We start from the raw sequence: 24,344 nt of genomic DNA on the forward strand, positions 1-24,344 counted from the left end.
CCCTTATTCATCTATGGTAACTTTCCGTCCGTCCACATGTACTTTTCCATTGGCGATGAGGTCAATGGCCTTCGGCAGAATAATCCATTCCGCCTGTTCCATAATTCGTTTCTGTAAAACCTCCGGCGTATCATCCTGCTCTACCATCACCGGTTTCTGCAGAATGATCGGACCGGTATCCGTACCTTCATCCACAAAATGCACCGTGGCGCCGGATACCCGCACGCCCCTGGACAGCGCTTTCTCATGAACATGAAGTCCGTAGCAGCCGGTGCCGCAGAAGGAAGGAATGAGTGACGGATGGATATTGATGATCCGGTTCTCGTATTCTTCTATCACGCAAGGCGGAACCACCACCAGATAGCCGGCAAGGACCACCAGGTCAATATCCCGCTCCTTTAACGCTTCCAGTAACTTCTGATTAAATTCTTCTCTTGTGTCAAAACTTTTCGGAGACAGCAGAAGCGCTTCCACGCCGTAATTTTCCGCCCGTGTCAGAGCATAGGCCCCGGCGTTATTGCTGATCACCACCTGAATCTTTGCGTTGGTGATCCTTCCGTCATCGATGGAATCCATGATGGCCTGCAGGTTGGTTCCGCCCCCGGACACAAGTACCGCAAGCTTTAACATATGGTCACTCCCTTTTCTCCTTCTTCCACTCCACCGACAATCCATGCTTTTTCTCCGGCTTCATTCAGGACTTTTACTGCCTTATCTGCATCGGAGGCATCAAGAGCCAGCATCATGCCGATACCCATATTGTAGGTATTGTACATCATTTCTTCCGAAATATCGCCTTCTTTTGCCAGCATACGGAAGATAGCCGGAACCTGGTAGCTGTTCTTATCCACAACAGCACGCACCCCGTCCGGAAGCATTCTAGGAATGTTCTCATAGAAGCCGCCGCCGGTGATATGGCTGCATCCCTTGATGGTAATGCCGGCTTTTTTCACTGCCTTTAACGCTTTCACATAGATCTTTGTCGGAGTCAGGAGCGCTTCACCGAGAGTCATACCCAGCTCTTCTTTATATTCTTTTAAAGCTTCCTTTTCCATCGGGAAGACCTTTCTTACCAGGGAATATCCGTTGCTGTGGATACCGGAAGAAGCGATGCCCACCAGCACATCCCCTGCCTTGATATTTTCTCCGGTAATCATGTCCTTTTTATCACAGACACCTACCGCAAATCCTGCCAGATCATACTCGTCTTCTGCCATAAGTCCCGGATGTTCCGCCGTCTCGCCGCCGATAAGCGCCGCTTCTGACTGCAGGCAGCCTTCTGCCACACCTTTTACGATAGAAGCGATCTTTTCCGGATAATTTTTGCCGCAGGCAATGTAATCCAGGAAAAACAGAGGCTCGCCGCCGGCACAGGCAATATCGTTGACGCACATGGCCACGCAGTCGATTCCAACGGTGTCATGTTTATCCAGTATCATGGAAAGCTTCACCTTCGTGCCGCAGCCATCGGTTCCTGATAAGAGCACCGGCTCTTCCATCTCTTTAATCTTGCTCAAAGAAAAGGCTCCGGAAAATCCTCCCAGGCCGCCTAAAACCTCCGGCCGCATGGTCTTCTTAACATGTTCTTTCATAAGCTCCACCGACTGATAGCCGGCCTCAATATCAACGCCTGCGTTCTTATAATCCATAACAGACTCCTTTCCTCTCTGACGTTCGTATTTTCATTCTTATCTTTTCTTATTCCAGTGATGCTGTATATCTTCTTCCGGAGATATCATATTTCTTTTTTCAGCGATATGATATCTCTTTCCTGTCTGCAAAATATTACATCTGTTTCAGATACTCTTTATATCCAATGGAATCAAGCTTCTCCGCTTTCTCCACCACCTGGTTTTTCAGTTTCTCGGAGTACGCTTTTAATCTGCCGAGAAGCTCTTCATCAGATGCAGCGAGGATCTTTGCCGCAAGGATACCTGCATTGGCTGCGCCGTTGATCGCCACAGTGGCCACCGGAATACCTGTCGGCATCTGCACGATGGAATACAGGGAATCCACACCGCCAAGATCTGATGTCTTCATCGGGACACCGATCACAGGCATCGGGAAGATTGCCGCGCACATACCTGGCAGGTGTGCCGCCTTGCCTGCTCCCGCGATGATCACTTTATATCCTTTTTCTTCTGCGGATTTTGCATAGTTAAAAAACTCTTCCGGCTCTCTGTGAGCGGAAATGATCGTCATCTCAAAATCAATACCCAGTTCAGCGAGGATATCTGCTGCCTTGCTCATAATCGGCATATCAGAGTCGCTTCCCATTACAATACCTACTTTAGCCATAATGTATTCTTCCTTTCTTTGTCTATATATTTATTTTACAAAAGCATTCTTCAGATCTTCTTTCATATCAAGAACGGCCTGACGGCTGGCGTCTCCGAAGTTCTCCGGACCATATACCTCAGACTTCTGATAAGCACAGATGATTCCACGGCTGGAATTCACGATGGCTCCCAGTCCGTCTTCATTAAAAAACGGAGCCAGATCCTTTCCTGTACCTCCCTGGGCGCCGTATCCCGGCACCAGAATATAGTTCTTCGGCATCAGCTTACGAAGCACTGCGCCCATCTCCGGATAGGTTGCACCCACAACGGCTCCCACATAGCTGTAGTCTTCGCCCATGTGCTCTTCACCCCACTGTGCCACTTTCTCTGCCACGATCTCATAGAGCGGACGGCCGTCGATAAGACGATCCTGGAACTCTCCGCTGGACGGATTGGATGTCTTCACAAGAATAAACATGCCCTTTTTCTCTTCTTTACAAACTTTGATAAACGGTTTTACACCATCAGAACCCAGGTACGGATTGACTGTGATGAAATCCTCTGTAAACGGAGAATACGTATGACTTCCCACCTGTACTTTTCCCACATGACCGATGGCATAAGCCTCGGAAGTGGAACCGATATCACCGCGCTTGATATCGCCGATGATCACCAGCCCTTTGCTCTTGGCGTAATCACAGGTGCGCTTGAACGCCTGCATACCCGGAATACCAAACTGCTCATACATGGCCACCTGCGGTTTTACTGCCGGGATCAGATCGTATGTCGCATCGATAATCCCTTTGTTAAACTGCCAGACAGCTTCCGCAGCTCCCTCCAGTGTCTCCCCATAGGCATCAAAGGCATCCTTTCTGATGTGCTCCGGCACATAGGAAAGCATCGGATCCAGTCCGACAACGATAGGGGCATCTTTTTCTTTAATGTTCTTAATTAATTCCTGAATCATCTTGTCCCTCCAGATTATTTATTTGTTTATATCATTGGTACATTCTAGCATACTTTTATCCGGCTGTATACTCGCGAATCTGCAAAAATCGACAATTGCCCGTCATCTTTCGCCGGCATATACAATCTTTCCATCACAGATCGTATAGCGCACTTTTCCACAAAGCTGTGCTCCCAGGAATGGTGAATTGCTGGCCTTGGACGCGAACTGCTCCACCTGCCACACTTCTTCCGGATTGAAAATCACCAGGTCGGCCGCCCTGCCCACAGAAATATCTCCGCAGTCAAACTGGTAAAGTTTTGCAGGATTCACGGTCATTTTCGCAAGAAGATCCATCATGGAAAGATATCCTCTTTTTACCAGATTCGTGATTCCCAGTGCCAAAGCCGTCTCCAGACCGATGATCCCACTCGGGGCCGAGGCAAACTCTTTTTCTTTTTCTTCCGCCGAATGAGGAGCATGATCGGTGGCGATCATATCGATGGTTCCGTCCATGAGACCCTCGATGATCTTCGTCTTATCCCAGCTGGTCCGCACCGGCGGATTCATCTTGCACATGGTTCCGTAGTTTGGCACATCCTCTTCCGTCAGCGTAAAATGATGCGGCGTCGCTTCCGCATATACTTTTGCTCCCTTGCTCTTGGCATAGCGCACCAGATCCACTGATCTTCCGGAAGAAATGTGCTGGATGTCCACCTTAGCTCCCGTCTCCAGGGCCAGCATCACATCCCTTGCCACCATCACATCCTCGGACACTGCCGGCGCACCGCCCAGCCCCATCTGCTGACTGACAACACCTTTATTGATACCATTTACTTCATTCAAAGACGGGTCTTCCTCATGGAGGCTGATCGGCATATCCACCTTGGCGGCCATCTCCATGGCTTTTTTGATAAAAGCGGCGTCCGTCAGCGGAATCCCGTCATCGGTAAACCCGCAGGCGCCATGCCGGGCCATCTCCTCAAAATCCACCAGTTCCCTGCCCTCAAAGTTCTTCGACACGGCAGACACCTGTTTCACATGAATCGGCAGTTCCTTCGCCCGCTTTAAAATGTCATCGAGTACTTCCGGGCAGTCCACCACCGGTTTTGTGTTGGCCATGCAGACCACCGTAGTAAATCCACCCGCAGCGGCAGCGGCGCTGCCGGTCTGCAGATCTTCTTTATACGTAAATCCCGGATCGCGGAAATGTACATGAACATCCACCAGTCCCGGCGCCACAATGCATCCGCCGGCGTCAATGACCTGATCCGGTTTCACAGCCGCCCCCGGTTCCATGACCGTGTCCGGCTCCCCGAACCCGGTAATTTTTCCATCTTCCACCCACACATCAGTCACTTCATCCATGCCTGTGGCGGGATTCATCACTCTTCCATTTTTTATGAGAAGCATCCAGGCCCTCCTTTTCTTTTCAGTCTTCCACTAAAATCTCTTCTAACATCTCGCTGGAAGTTCCTTCTATATCAAGCTCTTCTTCTTCCTCATTCTGGAACGGATCATTTAATCGCAGCGTTCCGTCCAGCACAAACCGCCCGTCCAGAATGATCGGCACTTCCACCCGCTCTTTGTTGACTGCCACAATGCGGCCCAGCGCCTCATACGGAATGGTAATATCCGTATGACAGTTGAAATACGCCTTCTTCGGATTCTCTTTCCGGAGAATGGAACACTCATTATCTTTGGAGATAATCTCCTTGCCATCCGGATTAAACACCCTCACTTCTTCAGAATAAGAGTAACAGGTATCGCCCAGAGCCACATGCGGTCCCATTTTCTCCGCAATGAGAATCGGCAATTTAGACATAATGTCGTATTTTGCCGCCATCACATAAGCTGTGGTGTTGGTTCCGATGGCAAACTCTCCCATCGGCAGGGTTTCTCTGTTAAAAAGAAGATTCTCCTTGATAAACTTCTTTCCTTCTTCCTCATCCGGGAAATTATCGCAGGAATACTCCGTCACCATGCCATCTTCAAACTGCAGCCGCAGATTCTTATAGCAAAGGCCATTTAAATAAACATTATTCACATGGAGAAGTCCGCTGGTTCCTTTGAGACGCGGAGAAGTAAAGACTTCTCCCACCGGTATATTCACATCTGCCAGACAGTTCTCGAACTTGGTCTGGGTCTCTGGGTCTTCCAGATCCGTGAGCGCGATCGTTAAATTCGTCATGTTGCTGCCCCGTCCCATGATCTTTACAAAGGCAGAGCGGTCCAGCACCTGGATCATATTCTGCTGAATCTCTTTATATTTCTCCTTGTCCAGATTATTGACCTTGCGGACCTCCTCAAATATCTCCTCAAACTTCTCGCCGATGGACGGCAGCGGATAGGCGATGATCGTAAAGCTCCGCTCATCCTGATTGATAAATTCGTTGATCAGCGCGTTGGATTCTGCCGCGTACTCTGCCTTGAGATTTTGCTGCCGCTCACTCAGCCGGTATGCTTCCGGTTTGCTCTCCGGCTCAAACGGAATCTCTCCGAACACTTCAAAACATGCCGGTCCGGCAAACCCTTCCGCCTCATCCGCGAACTCTTCATAAGCCTTTCTCATGCAGGTAAGCTTCCTGTCCAGCATCCGCTTATCAAAATAGATGGCGTCGTCAAACCGGTGATCATAATCATACTGTTCATTGGGATTGGAAGAAACGTATCCCACTTTCAGATTCTGTCTCTTATTGAGAGTATTGACCGCCGCCCGGTAGATCACCGGTTCCAGCCCCAGTTCCCTGAACTGGTATACCGCTGCCCGGATAATTCTCTCAAAACCAATATTATAACGGATATTCACCGTTTTCTTCCTGGACAGATCTACATTTTTCAGGGCAAATCCTTCCCTGTATCCGTCTGTAAATGTAAAGGCGATCTCATCAATCTCCTTCTGAGGCAGGCTGCTTAAATACTGCGCCATGCGAATCTCATTTTCTGAAATATACTCCCCGTAAGAATACAGATAGCGGATATCAGAAAGATCCGCCCCCATCACGATATCGGACGCAAACGACAGCGACGGGTCGAGCATCTCCCGCACTCTCCAGCCCATCCACGCATCCGCATAATCATAAAGGAACCAGTAAATCACATCTTTCACCTGGTGATAGCTCACATCGCCGCGCTCAAACATGCAGTATATTTCGATAAACAATTCATTTAAAATCGTTATTTTCTCTAAATTCTGTTCGAAACAGAACACTCTCTCTGAACGAAGCTCTGTATACAGGAAACTCAGAATCCGTCCGTACTCTTCTCCCAGAGTCTTTACCGCGTAAGCCGGATTGGCATAGGAAGCCTCATAATTCTCCGGGAAAATCTCCCCATAAAACTTTCGGTTCTCCCTCTGCAGATCCTCCAGAGTGCATCTGTCCAGAATTCCGTCGGACACTGCCGCATAAATGGCGTCACATTTTTCCAGAAAGGCAGCCACCGTCTTAAAATATTTTCCCAGCTCGCCTTCTACTTTCTCATTTTTGCCTGAGGCAATTTCCCGGATGCGCTCTGCCGCCAGCTGCGCTCTCTCTTTCACCGCCTCATTCTCTTCTTTCAGTAATACTCTGTAATCCATAAAATAATCCATCCTCCCCTGTCAAAAATACATTTTTCACTCATTTATATCTGATACCGCTTACATCAATAAGCTCCGCTATCAGCATATTACAGCATCACCAAGGTAATACCCAGAAAAATCACTATGACATTCAGACAGATTCCTGAAATCTTAAACTGCTGATTGGTCTTTACATCATCGTAGCTCAACACTCCCCAGATGACGCCAAAAAAAGCCAGAATCACCAGCAGGCAGCCAATCAGTCCTCCGGCGATTCCAAGATTTCCATGGCTTACTATGGAAACCAGCATCAAAATAATAAATCCCACAAGTTCCACAATTCCCATAATCAATGTTATGACTGCGTTTTTGGAAACCTTTTTTTCTGAAAAAGACAAAGCATTTCTTGAAATCATAATTTATTCCTCTTTCTTCCCGCTCTTTTTCTGACAATGCGCCCGGATCCACCGGAACACTTTGAGGGCCAGACAGTAGCAAAGCCAGCCTGCCAGTCCACCCAGGGTATTCATCATCAGATCATCCACATCAAATACCCCGACCTTCGTCACAAGCTGAAGGCTCTCTATACAGAGCGTAAATAAAAATGTATATATCAAAATCCGGACAAAACCGGTTTTCTTTGTTCTCCACAAGGGCACCAGCATTCCCACCGGAAAGAAAACCAGAAGATTTCCAATCAGATTAATAAGAAATGCTTCCGTACTGACATAGTCCCGGTACAGGATAAAACGGCGTATCTCCATAAATGGTATCAGATTGTACCGATACGTACTGTATCCCTCCACCCGTCCCAGCCGGTCACTGAATAACACAAAATACAACACCACACAGCCGTATATGATTAAAAGGAAAAAACTGACAGCGCCAATCTTTTTTCTGGTTATTTTTTTCAATATATCCAATTCCTTCCATCACATAATACATGCAGGAACCGGTTTCCCCGGCAGGCTCTAACCTACCTCTCTCAAAACCAATTCCTGCTTCCTCTGCCCTGCGGCCAGTCATGTTTGCAGCGATTTCTCCTGCTGCTCCATCTCAGATACTAAATCATAATATTTTTTCTGGCAGACAGCGCACGCGCCCCGTTGATGATGGTTAAGATCCCCAGACTGATTCCCACAGCCATGCAGAGAATACCCACAACTATTCCTGAAGCGCCAATCTGATTCAAAGTCTTAAAAACCTTTTCATTCATAAAAGCATCAAGCCTCCTTATTTCACACCATACTGCTCATAATAAGCGTCAATTGCTGCCTTTATCTCGTCATTAATAATTATTTGACCTTTGTAAGGTTTATTATACAAATGTTCCACAACTTCTGCCATAGTCACGATAGCCGTAGTCTTAAATCCGTACGTATCCCGGATCTCCTGCAGAGCGCTCTTCTCGCCCTGTCCCCGCTCCATACGGTCCACAGAAACCACCAGACCGATCACATCCACATCGCCCTGTGCTTTCACGATCGGCAATGTCTCCTGAATAGAAGTACCCGCTGTGGTCACATCCTCGATGATCACAACCTTATCTCCGTCCTGGATCGGGCTTCCCAGCAGGATTCCCTTATCTCCGTGGTCCTTGATCTCCTTTCGGTTGCTGCAGTACCGGATATCCTCACCATATTTCTCAGAAATGGCAATGGTTGCTGCCACAGACAGCGGAATTCCCTTGTAGGCCGGTCCAAACAGCACATCAAAGTCCAGACCGAACTGATCCTTGATGGCCTGGGCATAATATTCTCCCAGTCTCTTCAACTGAGAACCTGTCCTGTAAAATCCTGTATTCACAAAAAACGGAGTCTTTCTTCCGCTCTTGGTTACAAAATCACCAAACTTCAGTACGTTACAATCAATCATAAATTCAATAAACTCTTTCTTATACTGTTCCATTTATCCAAACCTCCGTATTATGAACGCAGAATCTTTGTCTTTCCCTGCGTCCTTATTTTCTTTTTGTATTTCTTTTCCATCATATCATACCCTTAGGCGAATTTCAATTGAGGAAATTTGTTTGTAAGCCTGCTGACAGAGAAAAGTTTTTCTTTCCGCATTTCTTTCAGGAACAGAATTTAAAAATTTCCTTCAAGGATTCCATATAGAGCGGCACCGTAATCTTGTACAAAGGGCTGATTTTATAAAGGAAACTGTCATTCAGGAGCTCAGATACGCTCCAAAATAGCATGGTGACTTTCAAACGAAAAGATGATGTGCTGACCCTGCTCATTCACCTGGGATATCTGGCCTACAACCAGAGAACACAGACTGCATTTATTCCAAACGAGGAAATCCGCACAGAGCTGGCAAATGCAGTGGAAGAAAGCCGCTGGAACGCATAGATTGATTTTCAGAGGAAATCCGTTCTCTTGCTGGACGCCCCCCAATATGGATGAGGAAACCGTAGCAGAACAAATCGAAAAAATCCACATGGAGTATACTCCCGTCATTCAATACAACAATGCAAACTCTTAGCAGCGCTTTGACCATCGCCTATTTAAGCGCCATGCAGTATTATTTAAACCCATTCGCGAACTGCCTGCCGAAAGAAGCTTCGATGACTTTATTTTTCTTCCGAAACCGGAACACATCGGCATCTACCCGGCCTTACTGGCAGAGCTGAAATGGAATAAAAGCGCAGCGACAGCCATCGCGCAGACCAAAGAGAAACAACATCCATCTGCTCGCAGTCAGTACACCGGTGATATTCTGTTGATTGGGATTAACTATGATAAAAAAAGTAAGACACATCAGTGTGTGATTGAGAAATTCGGCCAGCGCATCTCAAATTGTGAAAACAAAAACTGACAGAAGACGGCGGAAGGCTATGTCGCTTTACCGCCGTCTCCTGAAAAACAGAAACGTAAAAATATGATCTAATCAAAATAGTTCAGTGTTTAAATATGAATCAACACCGGAATGAAACTTTGTCACTCTTCTTTCATCGTGGCATCTATAATTTTTATTGCCTTGCTTCCTGCATATTCATCAATTCCTGTGGCCGTCTCACCGTCAATGATTCCTTCCACCGTTACATCTCCCGATGCCATGACCGCAGAATCCATCGGCCCTTCCACTACAAATAGTCTATCCCCATCTTCCGTATGGCAAATCATGTCAGCAGTCATCGTCATCCCTTCTTCAAACTGGTACACTTCCCCGCTGATTTTAATAGACTGCCCTTTATAATTCTCTGGAGAAGCAAACAATTCAGCAAATTGTGCTTCTTCCACATACTGCTTTTCTTCACTGACCTCTGTACTATCCGCCTCATTTGCAGAATCGCCTCCGCAGGCCGCCAGTGATAATGCCATAACAACACATAAAATATAAGATATTAGTTTTTTCATGGTGATTCACTCCTTTCATTTATTTATATCTGTATTTTCAAAAAATTAATTGCAGGATACGATTTTTACCGATGAAGTATCTATAAATTCAAAAAGAGGCATACCTTTTTCATCTATATATTTCCATTCTGCGGATAACATCATACCACTTGTCCCCAAATCGTCATCTTTCAATAGATTTCCTTTCATGTCTGCGCCTGTGATTGTAAGACTGTCTACACCTTCCGGCAAAGCACATGCCATTCCATCAGAATACTCTGTCATCGCCGTATAATGATAATCTTTAGAAGAAAACAGCAGATTAGCATTTGAATCATACACATTAAATATTTTATGATAGCCCTCACCAGTCTCACTCTGTTCGTCACTCACAACAACTAGTTTTCCATCTGCATATGCAAATTTCGTACACATAATTGGTTCTCCCACTATATTCCATGAGGTGTCAAAAAGTGCAACATATTGATTTTCATCCTGGCCAATTAATGGCAGAGCTACCTTTCCATTTATAAATTTTAATTCATCTGGCAAGGATTCAATATTTAACATATCTGCATATTCATTATCAAATTTAATAAAATCGCCTGTTTCTATATTGTAGATTACCAAATAATTTTTATATTCTTCCAAAATACAATAGTCTTCATTTATTACATTATTACCATCCCAATTCCATCCTAAATCACCAGTCATGCTGACTTCACTCACGTTGCCATCAATATCCATCAAAAGAATTTTCGCCCTATATCCTGTATCATCCGGATCTTCATAAGATATACCTAATACTGCTGTATTTTCATAAAAATGAATATCATGATTTGTTGCTGCCACCAGGGAATCTATCCATTTGTCAGCTTCTTCGCAATAAAATCTCTGTATTTGATTTCTTTCATCATCCCAAGCATTATACCCCCACACTCCCTTTCCATAATAATACATATCAGAAATAGGTTCTGTTCCTTCTATTTCAAATCTAGTTAATTCTTTCCCATCTGTGTCATGGAGAATATACGTATATTGAGCTGTATCAAAATCCGAATCATATTCTTCTGTCCATAACTTTCCGTCTGCATATGCCTTCACTTTATTATCTTCTGTTATTTCATATGTATTGACTATTGTTCCCTGTACATCAATTTGGTAGACAGCCTGATCCGTCCCAACAAACGCATAACCATTAGAGAAAGGGGTTACAGTTGATGAGGTTTCAAAGGCATTGATATTATCAATGTAAAATACCATTTTCCCTGTTTCATCTATGCAGCCATAATAGGCTCCCGTCTGTCCCTCTTCCTCATTTTTAATTGTCACCCATGCTCTGTTTTCACTATATTTATCAATAGTTTCATATTCCGGTTCTTCCTGCGTTACAGATTCAATATCGCCTTGCTTGTTATCACCTGATATCTCCATAGTTCCATTTGTGCTCGCATCTTCTTCTGTTACTTCCATATTCTTTTCGCTATTTTTCCCACATCCGATAACAAAAACAGAAATTACTAAAAATTCAATCACAATTTTCATTAATTTTTTCATCATTCTTCTCCCTATTTGTATTAAACAAAAGTTTTTTAATAACATAAGAAGATGACTGTTTCATCTGTCATCTTCTTAAATATAATATTATTTATCACTGTCGTTGGAATGACTGCACTGTTTTTCCCCGATATTTGATGATTCCCGAATCACCAACCGAAATAATTAATTTATTTCCCTGAAAACTCCGAAGTTTCAATCTTTCACCATTCTCACACTCCACCACATACCATTCTACATTTCCCTGTTGCACTGGTTTTTCTATAATTTTCACTCTACGTGTAATAAGTTCTTTTTTATCATCCTGTTTCTTCAGGATAAAATATGCAATCCAAATTATAATCGCTAAACCAATTAAAACACAAAAAAACATAGGCAACATTTCTGCTAAATCAGAACTTCTGGTTTGTACATACATTTTTATTTCCCCTTTCTATCTGGACTTTCTGTCGGATATAAATGTTACTATACAGATAACACCTGTGACACCAGCTAAAACGTAAAATATAGTTCCTCCATCATTAAAAGAATTATATTTTTCATAATTTGCTCCCATTCTTCCAGAATCTGTTTCTACATATTCTCCATTAATGATTGCTCCTGCAGATACGGACACCCCTTTTTGTTTTTCCGCTGTAGATTTAAAAATAAATCCAAGAATCAAAAAACAAATTGTTAGTACCAACAACATCCACTTAATTAATCTCTTACTCATTTGTCTCCCTCCTTTTCTGTAAAAATCCATTTTGACATTTACTAAGTGTCATTATATTTCGCATTTTATCATAAACTACAGATAATGACAATCACTGAATGTCATTTTTTCAGATTTTTATTCATTTTTTATATAAAGGAGTTATCATGTACAAAAATAGATCAACAGATGGAAGCAATAATATATGTGGAAAAAAATTATATATGCTGCGCAAACAATTATCTCCTAAGGTACCTCAGCGTGCTTTCGCGGACAAATTACAACTTAAGGGAATTGATTTAGACAAAAATGCTATTCAGCGCATTGAATGTGGAAAACGATTTGTGACTGATATTGAACTAAAGGCATTTGCACAGATTTTGAATACGACAACTGATGAATTGTTAAGCGACAATTAATAAATTACTGTTCTATCTCTCTTTAACCAAATAAAAAAGGACTGTTATATGAATCTTTCTCCAAATCCCTGAACTTTGATTAGAAATTTGGAGAAGCACCACAATACAGTCCTTATATTTATATTTTTTTCGTATAATTAAGGCTTTACATATTATTTTACAATCCAAAATACTCATACCATCTGGCGATAATATCCGCCCGGTTAGCACAGATATATTTCTGAATTCTTTTTAAATCTTTTTGAGGAATATTTCCTCTTCTTTCCAACTCGATGGAATCCCTTTTTATCCAGAATTTTGCTGCATTATCCGACGGTTTCCCCTTTGACACGTGTACATGCACCGGTTCATTTCCCTCTTCAGAATAAAAATAAAATGTATAGCCCATAAAATCCAGCAACGCTTTAGGCAATTTCCCCACCTTCCTCTCTGGCAATCTCCCAGATCAGGAAACTGTTATTTCTGAGATATCTTTCCATCTGCATCAGTTCGTCTTCTGAAAAACCATAAGATTTATAAATCATATTTTCCGGAAGACGTCCTTCCGCAAAATCAAAGCCATGTTCGTTGGGACGTTCAAAACGAAATGTAATAGAATCAAATCCTTCTCGTTCTTCGATATCTGAAAATGTTAATGTAATGTTATCAATTTTGCTATAATAGTTTTTCATAAATAACACCTGCCTCTCTTCCTTTTCTTTGATAGCAATGTTGCTCTTACCCATTACCTCAATAAAGTAATCCTTATTCTTCTCCATCATTTTATCATGCCAGAGACTGACGTGAAAGACAAAAATAAATATATATCCTTTCTCCAACATGCACCGACGGGCGCCCGCCTGCACAGGCACAGCGGCCGTCCGTCGGGCGTATTGCGCAAAAAAGACATGGCCGCCTGCCGTTCCTCTTCCGCACAACCAAATCTGCAACCTGACGCAGGAAGAACCATTTCATCTGCCATGTCTTTTTCATTAATATATTAAATTATCAGCCATCAGTGATTTGGACATCCATTGCACTTTTCCGGCTATTCCCGGTTTGGCATCGTATACCTTCACCGTCTATTGACATTTGTTACTTTAATGTCTGGTGCTCTGGTATCCGCCTACATACACCCGATAATCTCATTGATATCTTCGATATGATAGCGCTCCATGTAGGCCTTGATACCGTCCAGCACATCCATGGTTGCCCGCGGATTGTGGAAGTTTGCGGTACCGACCGCCACCATGGTGGCGCCTGCCATCATCAGTTCGATGGCATCCTCGCCGGTCATGACGCCGCCCATGCCGATGATCGGCAGGCTGCATGCCTTGTGTACCTGGTAGATCATACGGACTGCCACCGGTTTGATGGCCGGACCGGACATGCCGCCGGTCTGGTTGGCCAGAACAAATTTCCGCCGGTGAATGTCAATCTTCATACCGGTGATTGTATTAATGAGGGAGAGGGCGTCGCTGCCGCCGGCCTCCGCTGCTTTTGCCATCTCTGTGATGTCCGTGACGTTAGGGCTTAACTTCATGACAATCGGCTGCTTTGCTTTGGCCTTGATGGCCTTTGTGATGTCATAAAGAGCATCCGGATTCTGTCCGAAGGCGATGCCTCCGGCTTTTACGTTTGGACAGGAGACGTTGATCTCCAACAGGTCCACCGGCTCGTCGGAGAGACGCTCCACCACTTCCACATAGTCTTCCACGGTGCGGCCGCAGACATTGACGATGATGGACGCATTTTTTTCTTTCAGGTGCGGGATATCTCTCTCACAGAACAGCTCAATGCCCGGATTCTGCAGACCGACAGCGTTTAACATGCCGCCGTAGGTCTCGGCGATCCGCGGAGTCGGATTCCCCTCCCACGGTACGTTGGCAACGCCTTTGGTGGTCACGGCTCCCAAGGCGGAGAGGTCGACAAATTCTTCATATTCCGCGCCGGAGCCAAAGGTTCCGGAAGCGGTTGTCACAGGGTTCTTAAAGGTAACTCCTGCCAGTTTCACTTCTAAATTCATGAAAATACGACCTCCTTTGCATCAAATACCGGGCCATCTTTGCAGATGCGCTGGTTGTTCACGTTGGTGTGATGATCTTTTTTCTTTGTTTTGCAGATGCAGCCAAGACAGGCACCGATTCCGCAGGCCATCCTCTCTTCCAGAGAAATCTGTGCTTCCATATTATGGGCTTCGGCGTACTCGGCCAGCGCTTTTAACATCGGCATCGGGCCGCAGGCATAAATCACTGCGCCATCCACATTCGCCTCATTGATGGCGTCGATCACAGTTCCTTTTGTACCGCAGCTGCCGTCCTCCGTGGCAACGACCACATCGGCGCAGGCATCGAACTCCTCTTTCAGGAATAATTCATCCCGGTAACCGAGGACCACTGTTTTTTCACAGGAAAGCTGCTTTGCCAGCTCCAGCATCGGTGGAATTCCGATACCGCCGCCCACGATGATCGCTTTCTCTTCTTTCATGGTAAAACCGTTTCCCAGCGGTCCCAGCACCTCCAGAGAATCTCCTTCTTTCATCTTAGAAAACAGGCGGGTTCCCTCGCCGGCAATCCGATAAACCACCCGAAGGGTTCCGTTTTCAGCATCAATGCCGCAGATACTGATGGGACGCGGCAAAAGTTTTGTGCCGTCCTCACAATACATGGCAATAAACTGTCCCGGCTTTGCCTCTTTCGCTCCCCTTGGAAACGACAGCACCATGTCATAAATATCTGTGCCGATGCATTTCTGGCTGACAATAACTGCCCTCTCTTTCACCATATGCATGTACCTCCATTTTTCCTCTGTCTGACGCACTTGCTGCGTCACTCATGATAGATTTGGAAGTTTACTTCCAAACTTTCATACTTTTAAGTAACTTTTATTCTGATATGTCCTGCTCCTGCAGCGACTTGCTATATCCGCACTCCTGTCATTTCCTGCTGATGCTACAGCATCTTTTTAATAAATACCGGGAGCGGCGGGTTATTCGGCCGGTTATAAAACGACTCAATCAGCACCATATACCTCTCTGGATCGAGTCCTTTCAGCCAGGCCAGCACCTGTTCTTTCTCTTCAAATCCGGAGTCTCCGCCGCTGTAGATCATCAGAGACAGCAGACCGCCGGTTTTTAAAAGCGCCAGCGCTTTCTCCAGCGCCGGAAGGGTCGTGGCAGGCTTCGTGGCCAGAGCATGGTCACCGCCAGGCAGATAGCCCAGATTAAACATGATCAGATTCACGGATCCCGCCGGGAAGTATGCATCCATGTGTTCATGGCTGCCCAGAACCAGACGCACCTGCTTTCTGCCGGATACATCTGTCAAAAACGCCCATTCTTCTCTTCCCATGCTGCCGCCGGCAGCATCTTCATCCGGATTCTTTTTGTCATCGTCATCTCCAACGGCAGCCGGACGGTCCACCGGCCCTGCTTCATAACCTTTCATCAACGGACGTTCCGCCGGCCCTGCTTCATAACCTTTAATCAACGGACGTTCCGCCGGGCACTCCTCATAGCCGCTTTTCATGAGACGGGCCTTTGTTTTCTCCAACGCCATCTCCTGGATATCCATGGACAGAATATCTCCTCCGCTCTCTCCCAGAAGATCGCAGAGAAAGAGGGTATCCTTTCCGGTGCCTGCGGTGGCGTCGATAAACTGCCGGGAAGAATCACATGACTCTTTGGCATCTTTTCCGGTTTCCGGTTCCTCCGCCAGCATCTGCCGGATTCTCATCTGACACCAGCCGGTGATCGCAAAACGTTTCATCGTGCCAGCAGGAAGTATCCTGCCACCAGTATACCAAGTACGATCCGGTATACACCAAAGGCTTTGAAGTCATTTTTCTTTACATAATTCAGCAGGAACTTGATGGCCAGAATGGATACCACGAAGGCCACCACCATACCGACCAGAAGCACTGCCACCTCATATCCTGTATAATGAAAACCAAATTTTACCATCTTTAACAGGCTGGCTCCGAACATCACCGGGATGGAAAGGAAGAAGGAATATTCCGCTGCCACATAACGGGATGTTCCAATCAGTACCGCGCCGAGGATGGTGGCACCGGAACGGGAAGTTCCCGGAATCAATGCAAGAATCTGGAAACATCCGATGAGAAAAGCAGTCTTAACACTCACCGACTCCAGAGTGGTCATGGTCGGCGTCCGCTTTTTGTTGTAGTTTTCCACCACGATAAATAAAATACCATACAGAATCAAAGTAAACGCCACTGTCTGCGGATTGTAGAATAAGGCGTCAATCTGATCATTGAAGGGCAGACCGATGATGGCCGCCGGCAGACAGCCCACAATGACCTTGCCCCACAGCCGGAAGGTCTCTTTCTTCTCCACCGGAGTCTTTTTGGGACTAAAGGGATTCAGCTTATGAAAATATAAAATACAGACGGCCAGAATAGCGCCCAGCTGAATGACCACCAGAAACATTTCCTTAAATGCATCGGACACATTGAGCTTGATAAACTCATCCACCAGAATCATATGTCCCGTGGAGCTGATCGGGAGCCATTCCGTGATACCCTCCACAATACCCAGCAAAATTACCTTTAACATTTCCAAAATCATTTTGTTACGTACCTCCTGTAATGATACTATTCTCAAAAATACAGTTTATTGTATCATAAATGCCATCCCTTGTGGAAGATGATTTCTTTAAACTTCCTTTCAGGAAACCGTCGAGATCAGCCCCTGTTCTGTCAGAAAACGCAGGGAAAACATTTTTGTGCGGGGGTTTTTATCAAACCGCAGAGTAATTTTATCGCCGTCTACGCCAACGATGGTTCCCTCCCCGTATTTCTTATGTCTAATGCGCTGTCCTGCCTGGAAAGACTGTGTATCGTAACGGATTTCCGCCAGATACCGGGAAGGCTTCGCTTCTTTTTGATACATTTCCTTCACTGAATACAGAAACAGGTAGGTTTTAGCCCGGGTGAGAGCCACGTACATGAGCCGGCGCTCTTCTTCCAGGTCCGCATCTTTCACCGCCTTCTTATGAGGGGTAACGCCCTCATTCATATCCATCACAAAGACCACTTCGTATTCCAGGCCCTTGGCACTGTGCATGGTGGTGAGAGTAACTCCATTATTATCCATGCGCCGGCCTGCCTCGATCTGCTTTTTCAATTCTTCCCCGTAATTTTCAATATAGGCAAACCACTCTTCCGTTGTGTGATAACCTTTGGCACTCTCCTGGATCTGATCAAGGATTTCTGTCAGATCATCGGGGCTCATCCGCCTGAAAGCTGCGTACTCGGCAAGATATTCCTCATAACCAATGCCGTTTCTGATGTACTGGATGGCCGCATAGGGCTCCATCTTCTTCAATAAATATAAATCCATCTCCAGCTTGTCGACTTTTTCGTAGAGCCACCTTTTTCCAAACGTCTGCTGCTTGAGCGCCGTCAGGTCCACCTCCGGCTCCGTGAGCATTTTCCGTGAAATGTACCGTTTCGGCCGGTTCATAATCTGGAGAAAAAGTTTTCGGTCTCTGTTCCCCATGGCAAGTTTCAGATAGGTGATGATATTACGTGCAATCCAATGTTCGAAAATGTTAGGCAGCACATCCCGCATCTGAAAGGGAATATTATACTCCATCAGCCGCCCGGCCAGGAGTCTTGGCTGCGTGTTAGTCCGGAAAATCACCGCCATCTGCTCCGGCGGTATCTTCTTTTTCATATAAAAGCGGATCGCATTGACAATATCGGCGCACTCGGCACCCACATTGTCAAACTGCCGGTACACAATGGGGACCCGGCTTCCCCGGGCCGCCGTGAGTTCTTTGGCAAACCGTTTTGTATTATGACTGATGAGCCGCCTTGCCCCGTCCACAATCTCCTGACTGCATCTGTAATTGATATTCAGAATCATCCTCTTTGCTTTCGGATAATCTTTCTCAAATCCCAGCATGATTTCCGGTTTGGCTCCCCGAAAACGATAGATGGACTGGTCATCGTCGCCGACAATAAACAGATTGGCCTTCTCTCCCGCCAGCATTTTCACAATTTCATACTGAATCCGGTTGATATCCTGAAATTCATCCACCAGAATATAAGAAAAGCGCTCCTGCCACATCTTTAAAATATCCGGCCGGTCCCTCAGCAGCTCATAACAGAAAACCAGCATATCGTCGAAATCCAGCATCTGACGGCTCCGGAGCTGTTTTTCATATCCCTCATAGAGTTCCCGAAACAATTCATCGGCACAGTTGCTGCTGTGGTACAGAGATAAATCCATCATCTCGCCTTTGACATAACTGATTTCATTGAGAACACCGGTGAGAAATTCTGTCTCATCCTCAATCTCCAGCTCTTTTTCGTCAATCATCTCTTTTATGTATCTTCGCTGGTCTTCCTCCCGGACGATATTTGCCCCCGTATAGCGGTATGCATAACGAAGAATCATAAAAAAAACGGAATGAAAAGTGCCAAACATAACCGGCACATTCTGCCCCTCCATCAGTTTTTCAAAACGCTGCTGCATCTCTCTTGCTGCCGCTCTCGTGAACGTGATGACAAGGATTTGCGACGGATGCACCCCTGCCTGTTCTATGAGCCACTTCACCCGGTAAGTGATCACCATGGTTTTCCCGGACCCTGGTCCGGCCAGTACCATAGCCGGCCCGTCTTTGTGGGTGATTGCTTTCTTCTGTTCATCGTTAAATTCTGCGCTCATAATCTCCATCCTCTACAGGTGCCTGTCTTCTAGCTGACACTTTGTGCTCTGTGCGGAAAAAAAGGGTGTTTATAAAAACACCCTTTCTCCTTTGCTTCAGAATAATCTCTGATATATTTTTATTTTGCAACTGATTCCAGATATGCTTTAACTTCTGCTTCTGTAACCAGAGACATTGCTTTTTCAGCCACAGCATTGGCTTCTTCCATGGTCCAGAGAGAAATGGTCTTTCTGGTGGCCAGAATGGAAGTTGCGCTCACACTGAACTCATCCAGTCCGAAGGAAAGCAGCAATGGTGTCAGCAGAGGATCAGCTGCTGCCTCTCCACACATACCAACCATCGTTCCTTCCGCCTTGCCGGCCTTGATCACTCTCTCGATGGAGCGAAGTACTGCCGGGTTATAGGTAGAGTACAGATAAGCCACATCCGGGTTACCACGGTCAACCGCCATGGTATATCCTGTCAGGTCATTGGTACCGATACTGAAGAAATCTGCTTCTTTTGCGAAAGCATCTGCCATCAGGCTGGCCGCCGGTGTCTCCACCATGATACCAACCTTGATATCCTTATTGTACGGGATGCCTTTCTCGTCAAGTTCTGCTTTGATCTCCTCAATCATTGCCTTCACTTCACGAAGCTCATCCACGCAGGAAATCATCGGAACCATGATCTTAATCTCGCCGTAAGCGCTCGCGCGAAGCAGAGCTCTTAACTGCGGACGGTACAGATCCGGTCTCTTGAGACAGAGACGGATGGCACGGAATCCAAGGAAAGGATTCTCCTCTTTGCCAAGTCCAAGATATGGAATCTCTTTATCTCCGCCGATATCCAGTGTACGGATGATCACCGGTTTGCCGGACAAAGTCTCAGCAACCTTCTTATATGCTTCAAACTGCTCGTCTTCTGTCGGAACCTGCGGACGATCCATGAAAAGGAACTCTGTACGGAAGAGACCTACGCCTTCTCCGTCACATTCCACAACTTTCAACGCGTCTTCCGGTTTACCAATGTTTGCGCACAGCTCAACCACATGGCCGTCAGCTGTAACGCTCTGTTTGCCGACGAAGGCCTGAAGAGCAGCCTTCTCAGCCAGATATTCTTCTCTCTTGGCTGTATATTCCTTAAGAGTAGCCTCATCCGGAGACAGGAAAACCTGACCGGTGGAACCGTCCAGAATAACGGTCTGTCCATTTTCCACCTTACTTACGATTCCTTCGATGCTCAGTACAGCAGGAATCTCAAGAGCTCTTGCAAGAATTGCAGAGTGGGAAGTCTTTCCACCAATCTCTGTCAGCACTCCGGCCACGTTGGCTGGATTAATACCGGCAGTCATAGATGGCGTCAGATCCTCCGCCACAAGAACTGTTCCTGCCGGAACAGCCGCCAGATCCAGATCTTCCACATTAAGAAGGATCTTCAGAAGTCGTGTTTTGATATCACAGACGTCTGTTGCTCTCTGCTGGAACATTTCATCTTCAATGGAGGAAAACATCTGTGCGTACATGTCGCAGACCTGCTCTACAGCGGCCTCCGCACACATTTTTTCATTCTCAATCTTGTCGTTAATCTGACTCGTCATTTCCGGGTCCATTAACAGCAGGACATGTCCCTCTAAAATTTCTGCCTCTTTTTCCCCCACGCGGGTCTTCATGTCTTCTGCCATAGCCTGCGTCTTAGCAATACATTTCTCCAGTGCATTGTTAAAACGTTCTTTTTCAGCAGCGATATCGCTTACTGCAACGTTATCATATGCCAGAGATGGTTCCTTCACAATCACTACGGAACCAATACCAATCCCGGCAGATGCACCAATACCAGTATACATGATTTCCACCTCTATATTATTTACATTATTCTCCTAAACCAGATTCGATTAATTCTACAGCTGTCTTTAAAGCTTCTTCTTCGTCTGGTCCGTTACATTCCAGTTCGATCTCGGAACCGCATTTGATACATGCGCCGATAATATTGAGGAGGCTCTTTGCATTGATGTCTTTGCCGTTGAAGTGGATTGTTACATCGCTCTCAAACTTTGCAACACCTTTTGCAAAAACACCTGCTGGTCTCATGTGAAGTCCCTGTGGATTGTTGATTGTGATTTTTTGTGATACCATAATATTCTTCTCCTTTTCTTTAAAAAGTTATGAAACAGCTTCCTGAAAAGCCGCTGTCATGTTATAGAATAACAGAATAAAAATAACCGGATCAATTCACTGCTGGTAGATGCATGTTGGATTAGTATTATAGTTCCACCGTCCGCCTCTCTCTGCTGACGGCGGCTTACGCGCGATACCGCAGACTGCATGCCGCTTCCTTATCATCCCCATGGAAATGACAATCATAACATGCAGTATAAACAAAAAAAGAACTGCCATACATCACAATTTAGGTAAATTACAAAAGAACCCCTTTTTTTGTGAAAATATCTACAGACTTTTTTCTATTTTTTATGTCCCCTTAGTTATTTTATAGGACTAATTTTACCATTGTTTGGATATAGTGTCAACCGATTTGCCCGGCAATATCTTTATATCCTTGTGGATAAAAACGTCCGTTCTTTCTGTGCATCCTCGTCATTTGGGAACAGCTCACAGTACTCCTGCACTGCCTCATAGGCAGCTTCATAATCCTGTGAACGCTCATAAATAATAACCTTCTGATACATGAAATCTCCCTTGTTGTCTCCTCCGGCAGCAATTCCCTGCTCCGTAAAGGAAAGGGCATTTTCATAATCTCCCTGCTCCAGATAAATATCGCAGATATCTTTTAAGAACATACTGTCCTCTGTGGCTTCCCAGCCCTGGGAATAAATGTCCATGGCCCGCTTATAATCGCCGGCATCTCTGGCGCATCTGCCTTTTAACTGATAGTATCTGGGTTCTTTGGAATCAGATGCGATGAGTTTGTCATAAATCGCCTCTGCTTCCTCATAATCTTCCAGCTGATAATAACTCTCCGCCAGATAACAGGTCATATCATGATTGAGTCTGCCTGCAAACAGAGAATGTCTGTCCAGGGCACTCTCCAGATACTGGATGGTCTTCGAATAATCTTCTTCGTCAAAATACAGCAGAGCATCATCCCGAAGATCCTGTTTTGTGCCGTATTCTCTCCACTGCCAGATACCGGCAATGATCAGAACGACGACTGCTGCTGCTATGATTCCCCGCAATAATCTGCTCATACAAACAACCTCTTACTTTCCTCTGTTCCATAAACAGTCTCTGTGTTACCAGCTGTCTTCCTGTCGGCACAGCTGTATTTCCTGTCTTATTCTATCTTATTTTCGTTAAAAAAACAACTGGCAGAATGTGAACAAACACTGTCCCTGACAGCTGTCCGCCACACTGTAAGCGTCTTTTTTCGCGCAGGAAAAAGGCGCCGTACCCCGGGGGATGCAGCGCCGTCTCGTCCTTTGTATTATTTTCTTAATCCTAACTGCTCGATTAAGGTTCTGTAACGCTCAATATCTTTTGCTTTCAGATATGCAAGAAGGTTTCTTCTCTGACCTACCATTTTCAGAAGACCTCTTCTGGAATGATGATCCTTCGGGTTAGCCTTGAAGTGATCCTGAAGGTCGTTGATTCTTGCTGTAAGGATGGCAACCTGTACTTCCGGTGAACCAGTGTCTCCTTCTTTTCTTCCATATTTTGCAATCAGTTCCTGTTTCATTTCCTTTGTGATCATGTTCTAATCCTCCTTCAATTATAAACACCTTTACGAAGACAAGGTCGGAGTAACTCCATATCCTGGCAAAGGTTATGTCCGCCTGCGCCTTCTTCTCACGCAGACACTTTAGCAAGTTTACCATACGGAAAAATGTTTGTAAAGAATTTTTTTCTGTTTCGGCTGCTCAGTTTTTCAGATGCTTAGTTTTCGCAGAAGTTCTTTAAAATATTCCGGCAGGGGAGCCTCAAATTCCATGTACTCTCCTGTCCTCGGATGGACAAAGCCCAGCACCCTTGCATGGAGGCACTGTCCCTCCAGTCCCTTTCTGCCGTTTCTCGGGCCGTATATCTCATCTCCCAGAAGCGGATGGCCGATACTGGCCATGTGAACCCTGATCTGATGAGTACGCCCCGTCTCCAGCTGACATTCAATATGATTAAACTGATGGTTCAGATGATCGATCACCCGGTAATGGGTCACCGCCCGCTTTCCGTTCTTGTATTCCACCGCCATCTTTTTCCGGTCAGAAGGATTCCTGCCGATGGGCGCGTCCACCGTCCCTTCCTCCTCCGGAATATTATTGTAAACGATGGCTTCATACTTTCTCGTGATGGAATGTTCTTTCAGCTGCTCCGCCAGGCTCCGGTGCGCCAGATCTGTCTTGCACACCACCAGCACTCCGGTGGTATCCTTATCGATGCGATGCACGATTCCCGGCCTCAGCACGCCGTTGATACCGGAAAGATTGTCCTGACAGTGGGCCAGAAGCCCGTTCACCAGCGTTCCCGAATATCTTCCCGGACACGGATGCACCACCATGTCTTTCGGTTTGTTGATCAGAATGACATCCTCGTCTTCATAGAGGATATCCAGATCCATTTCTTCCGGCAGCACACTGAGCTCCTGAAGCGGCGGCACCGTCATCAGGATCTTGTCATCGGCCTGAATTCTTCCGCCGGGTTTCATGGCCTTGTCATTGACCGTCACCCGTCCTTCTCTGATCAGCTTCTGAATATAGGAACGGGAATGTTCCGTCAGTTCCGCTGCCAGAAATTGATCAAGGCGCATTCCTTCCTGTTCTTTTTCCACGGTGTAATAATATCTCTGTTCCTCCTGGCTGTCCTGTCCGTCCCGGTTCTTTTCATTCTGTCCGACCGTTTTTTCCCAAATTTGCCCGGACGACTCCCAGCCACTGCCGTTTTGCCG

Annotated in this window: 28 protein-coding genes; 2 read left to right on the plus strand and 26 right to left on the minus strand. The window is 45.8% G+C overall.

Annotated features, from left to right (window positions below):
* Positions 1 to 3: 3 nt before the first annotated feature.
* The 10 genes from purN to pyrE form a co-directional block, all read right to left on the minus strand.
* The gene (gene purN, locus B5E53_RS11530; protein WP_087315172.1) at positions 4 to 630 is read right to left on the minus strand and encodes a phosphoribosylglycinamide formyltransferase; all 627 of its coding nucleotides are present in this window, start codon (positions 628 to 630) and stop codon (positions 4 to 6) included.
* A complete protein-coding gene (gene purM / locus B5E53_RS11535) occupies positions 624 to 1,649 on the minus strand; it encodes a phosphoribosylformylglycinamidine cyclo-ligase (protein ID WP_087315174.1) in 1,026 nt (341 codons plus the stop codon). The genes purN and purM overlap by 7 nt, the downstream gene beginning before the upstream one ends.
* Before the next feature lie 136 nt (positions 1,650 to 1,785).
* Complete coding sequence (gene purE / locus B5E53_RS11540; protein ID WP_087315176.1) at positions 1,786 to 2,298, minus strand: 5-(carboxyamino)imidazole ribonucleotide mutase; 513 nt, start codon at positions 2,296 to 2,298, stop codon at positions 1,786 to 1,788.
* A gap of 30 nt (positions 2,299 to 2,328) precedes the next feature.
* On the minus strand, positions 2,329 to 3,246 hold the full coding sequence (gene pyrF / locus B5E53_RS11545; protein WP_087315178.1) for an orotidine-5'-phosphate decarboxylase: 918 nt from the start codon (positions 3,244 to 3,246) through the stop codon (positions 2,329 to 2,331).
* Between the two features lie 102 nt (positions 3,247 to 3,348).
* Complete coding sequence (locus B5E53_RS11550; protein WP_087315180.1) at positions 3,349 to 4,638, minus strand: dihydroorotase; 1,290 nt, start codon at positions 4,636 to 4,638, stop codon at positions 3,349 to 3,351.
* 19 nt (positions 4,639 to 4,657) lie between these two features.
* On the minus strand, positions 4,658 to 6,805 hold the full coding sequence (locus B5E53_RS11555) for an aminopeptidase (protein WP_087315182.1): 2,148 nt from the start codon (positions 6,803 to 6,805) through the stop codon (positions 4,658 to 4,660).
* 89 nt (positions 6,806 to 6,894) lie between these two features.
* Complete coding sequence (locus tag B5E53_RS11560; RefSeq protein ID WP_087315184.1) at positions 6,895 to 7,203, minus strand: DUF6142 family protein; 309 nt, start codon at positions 7,201 to 7,203, stop codon at positions 6,895 to 6,897.
* Between the two features lie 3 nt (positions 7,204 to 7,206).
* On the minus strand, positions 7,207 to 7,701 hold the full coding sequence (locus B5E53_RS11565) for a VanZ family protein (RefSeq protein WP_087315186.1): 495 nt from the start codon (positions 7,699 to 7,701) through the stop codon (positions 7,207 to 7,209).
* A 149-nt stretch (positions 7,702 to 7,850) separates the two neighbouring features.
* The gene (locus B5E53_RS19530; protein ID WP_191532532.1) at positions 7,851 to 8,003 is read right to left on the minus strand and encodes a hypothetical protein; all 153 of its coding nucleotides are present in this window, start codon (positions 8,001 to 8,003) and stop codon (positions 7,851 to 7,853) included.
* A 17-nt stretch (positions 8,004 to 8,020) separates the two neighbouring features.
* Complete coding sequence (pyrE, locus tag B5E53_RS11570; protein ID WP_087315188.1) at positions 8,021 to 8,695, minus strand: orotate phosphoribosyltransferase; 675 nt, start codon at positions 8,693 to 8,695, stop codon at positions 8,021 to 8,023.
* Positions 8,696 to 8,985: 290 nt separating this feature from the next.
* On the opposite strand from pyrE, the gene B5E53_RS20145 reads away from it, so the two are divergent.
* Complete coding sequence (locus B5E53_RS20145) at positions 8,986 to 9,141, plus strand: hypothetical protein (RefSeq protein WP_162611902.1); 156 nt, start codon at positions 8,986 to 8,988, stop codon at positions 9,139 to 9,141.
* A gap of 588 nt (positions 9,142 to 9,729) precedes the next feature.
* Here B5E53_RS20145 and B5E53_RS11575 read toward each other — a convergent pair.
* The 4 genes from B5E53_RS11575 to B5E53_RS11590 all read right to left on the minus strand — a co-directional run bounded on the left by B5E53_RS11575 (position 9,730) and on the right by B5E53_RS11590 (position 12,400).
* Entirely contained in the window at positions 9,730 to 10,149 is a 420-nt protein-coding gene (locus B5E53_RS11575) for a hypothetical protein (RefSeq protein WP_087315189.1), read from the minus strand.
* Between the two features lie 45 nt (positions 10,150 to 10,194).
* On the minus strand, positions 10,195 to 11,688 hold the full coding sequence (locus B5E53_RS11580) for a hypothetical protein (protein WP_140401489.1): 1,494 nt from the start codon (positions 11,686 to 11,688) through the stop codon (positions 10,195 to 10,197).
* A gap of 91 nt (positions 11,689 to 11,779) precedes the next feature.
* Complete coding sequence (locus B5E53_RS11585) at positions 11,780 to 12,103, minus strand: hypothetical protein (RefSeq protein ID WP_087315193.1); 324 nt, start codon at positions 12,101 to 12,103, stop codon at positions 11,780 to 11,782.
* A gap of 15 nt (positions 12,104 to 12,118) precedes the next feature.
* Positions 12,119 to 12,400: a hypothetical protein gene (locus tag B5E53_RS11590; protein ID WP_087315196.1), complete on the minus strand. Its 282-nt coding sequence runs from the start codon at positions 12,398 to 12,400 to the stop codon at positions 12,119 to 12,121.
* Positions 12,401 to 12,546: 146 nt separating this feature from the next.
* On the opposite strand from B5E53_RS11590, the gene B5E53_RS11595 reads away from it, so the two are divergent.
* Positions 12,547 to 12,798: a helix-turn-helix transcriptional regulator gene (locus B5E53_RS11595; protein WP_087315198.1), complete on the plus strand. Its 252-nt coding sequence runs from the start codon at positions 12,547 to 12,549 to the stop codon at positions 12,796 to 12,798.
* 157 nt (positions 12,799 to 12,955) lie between these two features.
* On the opposite strand, the gene B5E53_RS11600 is transcribed toward B5E53_RS11595, so the two are convergent.
* The 12 genes from B5E53_RS11600 to B5E53_RS11655 all read right to left on the minus strand — a co-directional run bounded on the left by B5E53_RS11600 (position 12,956) and on the right by B5E53_RS11655 (position 24,206).
* Positions 12,956 to 13,210 carry a DUF4160 domain-containing protein gene (locus B5E53_RS11600; RefSeq protein ID WP_087315200.1) on the minus strand — a complete coding sequence of 85 codons (255 nt, stop codon included), beginning with the start codon at positions 13,208 to 13,210 and terminating at the stop codon, positions 12,956 to 12,958.
* Positions 13,203 to 13,619 (minus strand): hypothetical protein, encoded by a 417-nt coding sequence (locus tag B5E53_RS19535; RefSeq protein ID WP_204245521.1) that lies wholly within the window; start codon positions 13,617 to 13,619, stop codon positions 13,203 to 13,205. The genes B5E53_RS11600 and B5E53_RS19535 overlap by 8 nt, the downstream gene beginning before the upstream one ends.
* A gap of 284 nt (positions 13,620 to 13,903) precedes the next feature.
* Positions 13,904 to 14,803, minus strand: coding sequence for a dihydroorotate dehydrogenase (locus tag B5E53_RS11610; RefSeq protein WP_087315202.1), 900 nt, complete (start codon positions 14,801 to 14,803; stop codon positions 13,904 to 13,906).
* Entirely contained in the window at positions 14,800 to 15,567 is a 768-nt protein-coding gene (locus tag B5E53_RS11615) for a dihydroorotate dehydrogenase electron transfer subunit (protein WP_087315203.1), read from the minus strand. The genes B5E53_RS11610 and B5E53_RS11615 overlap by 4 nt, the downstream gene beginning before the upstream one ends.
* Positions 15,568 to 15,728: 161 nt before the next feature.
* Complete coding sequence (locus tag B5E53_RS19770) at positions 15,729 to 16,544, minus strand: class I SAM-dependent methyltransferase (RefSeq protein ID WP_242963652.1); 816 nt, start codon at positions 16,542 to 16,544, stop codon at positions 15,729 to 15,731.
* Positions 16,541 to 17,362, minus strand: a complete 822-nt coding sequence (locus B5E53_RS11625; RefSeq protein WP_191532522.1) for an undecaprenyl-diphosphate phosphatase — start codon at positions 17,360 to 17,362, stop codon at positions 16,541 to 16,543. The genes B5E53_RS19770 and B5E53_RS11625 overlap by 4 nt, the downstream gene beginning before the upstream one ends.
* Before the next feature lie 99 nt (positions 17,363 to 17,461).
* Complete coding sequence (locus tag B5E53_RS11630) at positions 17,462 to 19,468, minus strand: ATP-dependent helicase (protein WP_087315205.1); 2,007 nt, start codon at positions 19,466 to 19,468, stop codon at positions 17,462 to 17,464.
* 119 nt (positions 19,469 to 19,587) lie between these two features.
* A complete protein-coding gene (gene ptsP, locus B5E53_RS11635) occupies positions 19,588 to 21,294 on the minus strand; it encodes a phosphoenolpyruvate--protein phosphotransferase (protein ID WP_087315207.1) in 1,707 nt (568 codons plus the stop codon).
* Between the two features lie 25 nt (positions 21,295 to 21,319).
* On the minus strand, positions 21,320 to 21,583 hold the full coding sequence (locus B5E53_RS11640; RefSeq protein WP_087281801.1) for an HPr family phosphocarrier protein: 264 nt from the start codon (positions 21,581 to 21,583) through the stop codon (positions 21,320 to 21,322).
* 413 nt (positions 21,584 to 21,996) lie between these two features.
* Entirely contained in the window at positions 21,997 to 22,653 is a 657-nt protein-coding gene (locus B5E53_RS11645) for a tetratricopeptide repeat protein (protein WP_087315209.1), read from the minus strand.
* Positions 22,654 to 22,889: 236 nt separating this feature from the next.
* Positions 22,890 to 23,156 (minus strand): 30S ribosomal protein S15, encoded by a 267-nt coding sequence (rpsO, locus tag B5E53_RS11650; protein ID WP_087281797.1) that lies wholly within the window; start codon positions 23,154 to 23,156, stop codon positions 22,890 to 22,892.
* Between the two features lie 174 nt (positions 23,157 to 23,330).
* Positions 23,331 to 24,206 (minus strand): RluA family pseudouridine synthase, encoded by an 876-nt coding sequence (locus B5E53_RS11655; RefSeq protein ID WP_087315262.1) that lies wholly within the window; start codon positions 24,204 to 24,206, stop codon positions 23,331 to 23,333.
* Positions 24,207 to 24,344: the final 138 nt, after the last annotated feature.

The sequence above is a fragment of the Eubacterium sp. An11 genome, from assembly GCF_002161065.1.
Taxonomy (GTDB): Bacteria; Bacillota; Clostridia; order Lachnospirales; family Lachnospiraceae; genus Anaerobutyricum; species Anaerobutyricum faecale.

What these genes read in the sequence shown, in the direction of transcription:
- B5E53_RS11590 (WP_087315196.1), bottom strand. Translation starts at nt 12,400, where the DNA reads ATGAGTAAGAGATTAATTAAGTGGATGTTGTTGGTACTAACAATTTGT.
- B5E53_RS11580 (WP_140401489.1), bottom strand. Translation starts at nt 11,688, where the DNA reads ATGATGAAAAAATTAATGAAAATTGTGATTGAATTTTTAGTAATTTCT.
- purN (WP_087315172.1), bottom strand. Translation starts at nt 630, where the DNA reads ATGTTAAAGCTTGCGGTACTTGTGTCCGGGGGCGGAACCAACCTGCAG.
- B5E53_RS11630 (WP_087315205.1), bottom strand. Translation starts at nt 19,468, where the DNA reads ATGAGCGCAGAATTTAACGATGAACAGAAGAAAGCAATCACCCACAAA.
- purM (WP_087315174.1), bottom strand. Translation starts at nt 1,649, where the DNA reads ATGGATTATAAGAACGCAGGCGTTGATATTGAGGCCGGCTATCAGTCG.
- ptsP (WP_087315207.1), bottom strand. Translation starts at nt 21,294, where the DNA reads ATGTATACTGGTATTGGTGCATCTGCCGGGATTGGTATTGGTTCCGTA.
- B5E53_RS11595 (WP_087315198.1), top strand. Translation starts at nt 12,547, where the DNA reads ATGTACAAAAATAGATCAACAGATGGAAGCAATAATATATGTGGAAAA.
- purE (WP_087315176.1), bottom strand. Translation starts at nt 2,298, where the DNA reads ATGGCTAAAGTAGGTATTGTAATGGGAAGCGACTCTGATATGCCGATT.
- rpsO (WP_087281797.1), bottom strand. Translation starts at nt 23,156, where the DNA reads ATGATCACAAAGGAAATGAAACAGGAACTGATTGCAAAATATGGAAGA.
- B5E53_RS11640 (WP_087281801.1), bottom strand. Translation starts at nt 21,583, where the DNA reads ATGGTATCACAAAAAATCACAATCAACAATCCACAGGGACTTCACATG.
- B5E53_RS11655 (WP_087315262.1), bottom strand. Translation starts at nt 24,206, where the DNA reads ATGCGCCTTGATCAATTTCTGGCAGCGGAACTGACGGAACATTCCCGT.
- B5E53_RS19770 (WP_242963652.1), bottom strand. Translation starts at nt 16,544, where the DNA reads ATGAAACGTTTTGCGATCACCGGCTGGTGTCAGATGAGAATCCGGCAG.
- B5E53_RS11645 (WP_087315209.1), bottom strand. Translation starts at nt 22,653, where the DNA reads ATGAGCAGATTATTGCGGGGAATCATAGCAGCAGCAGTCGTCGTTCTG.
- B5E53_RS11550 (WP_087315180.1), bottom strand. Translation starts at nt 4,638, where the DNA reads ATGCTTCTCATAAAAAATGGAAGAGTGATGAATCCCGCCACAGGCATG.
- B5E53_RS11585 (WP_087315193.1), bottom strand. Translation starts at nt 12,103, where the DNA reads ATGTATGTACAAACCAGAAGTTCTGATTTAGCAGAAATGTTGCCTATG.
- B5E53_RS19535 (WP_204245521.1), bottom strand. Translation starts at nt 13,619, where the DNA reads ATGTTGGAGAAAGGATATATATTTATTTTTGTCTTTCACGTCAGTCTC.
- B5E53_RS11560 (WP_087315184.1), bottom strand. Translation starts at nt 7,203, where the DNA reads ATGATTTCAAGAAATGCTTTGTCTTTTTCAGAAAAAAAGGTTTCCAAA.
- B5E53_RS19530 (WP_191532532.1), bottom strand. Translation starts at nt 8,003, where the DNA reads ATGAATGAAAAGGTTTTTAAGACTTTGAATCAGATTGGCGCTTCAGGA.
- B5E53_RS11615 (WP_087315203.1), bottom strand. Translation starts at nt 15,567, where the DNA reads ATGCATATGGTGAAAGAGAGGGCAGTTATTGTCAGCCAGAAATGCATC.
- B5E53_RS11625 (WP_191532522.1), bottom strand. Translation starts at nt 17,362, where the DNA reads ATGATTTTGGAAATGTTAAAGGTAATTTTGCTGGGTATTGTGGAGGGT.
- B5E53_RS20145 (WP_162611902.1), top strand. Translation starts at nt 8,986, where the DNA reads ATGGTGACTTTCAAACGAAAAGATGATGTGCTGACCCTGCTCATTCAC.
- pyrE (WP_087315188.1), bottom strand. Translation starts at nt 8,695, where the DNA reads ATGGAACAGTATAAGAAAGAGTTTATTGAATTTATGATTGATTGTAAC.
- B5E53_RS11555 (WP_087315182.1), bottom strand. Translation starts at nt 6,805, where the DNA reads ATGGATTACAGAGTATTACTGAAAGAAGAGAATGAGGCGGTGAAAGAG.
- B5E53_RS11575 (WP_087315189.1), bottom strand. Translation starts at nt 10,149, where the DNA reads ATGAAAAAACTAATATCTTATATTTTATGTGTTGTTATGGCATTATCA.
- pyrF (WP_087315178.1), bottom strand. Translation starts at nt 3,246, where the DNA reads ATGATTCAGGAATTAATTAAGAACATTAAAGAAAAAGATGCCCCTATC.
- B5E53_RS11610 (WP_087315202.1), bottom strand. Translation starts at nt 14,803, where the DNA reads ATGAATTTAGAAGTGAAACTGGCAGGAGTTACCTTTAAGAACCCTGTG.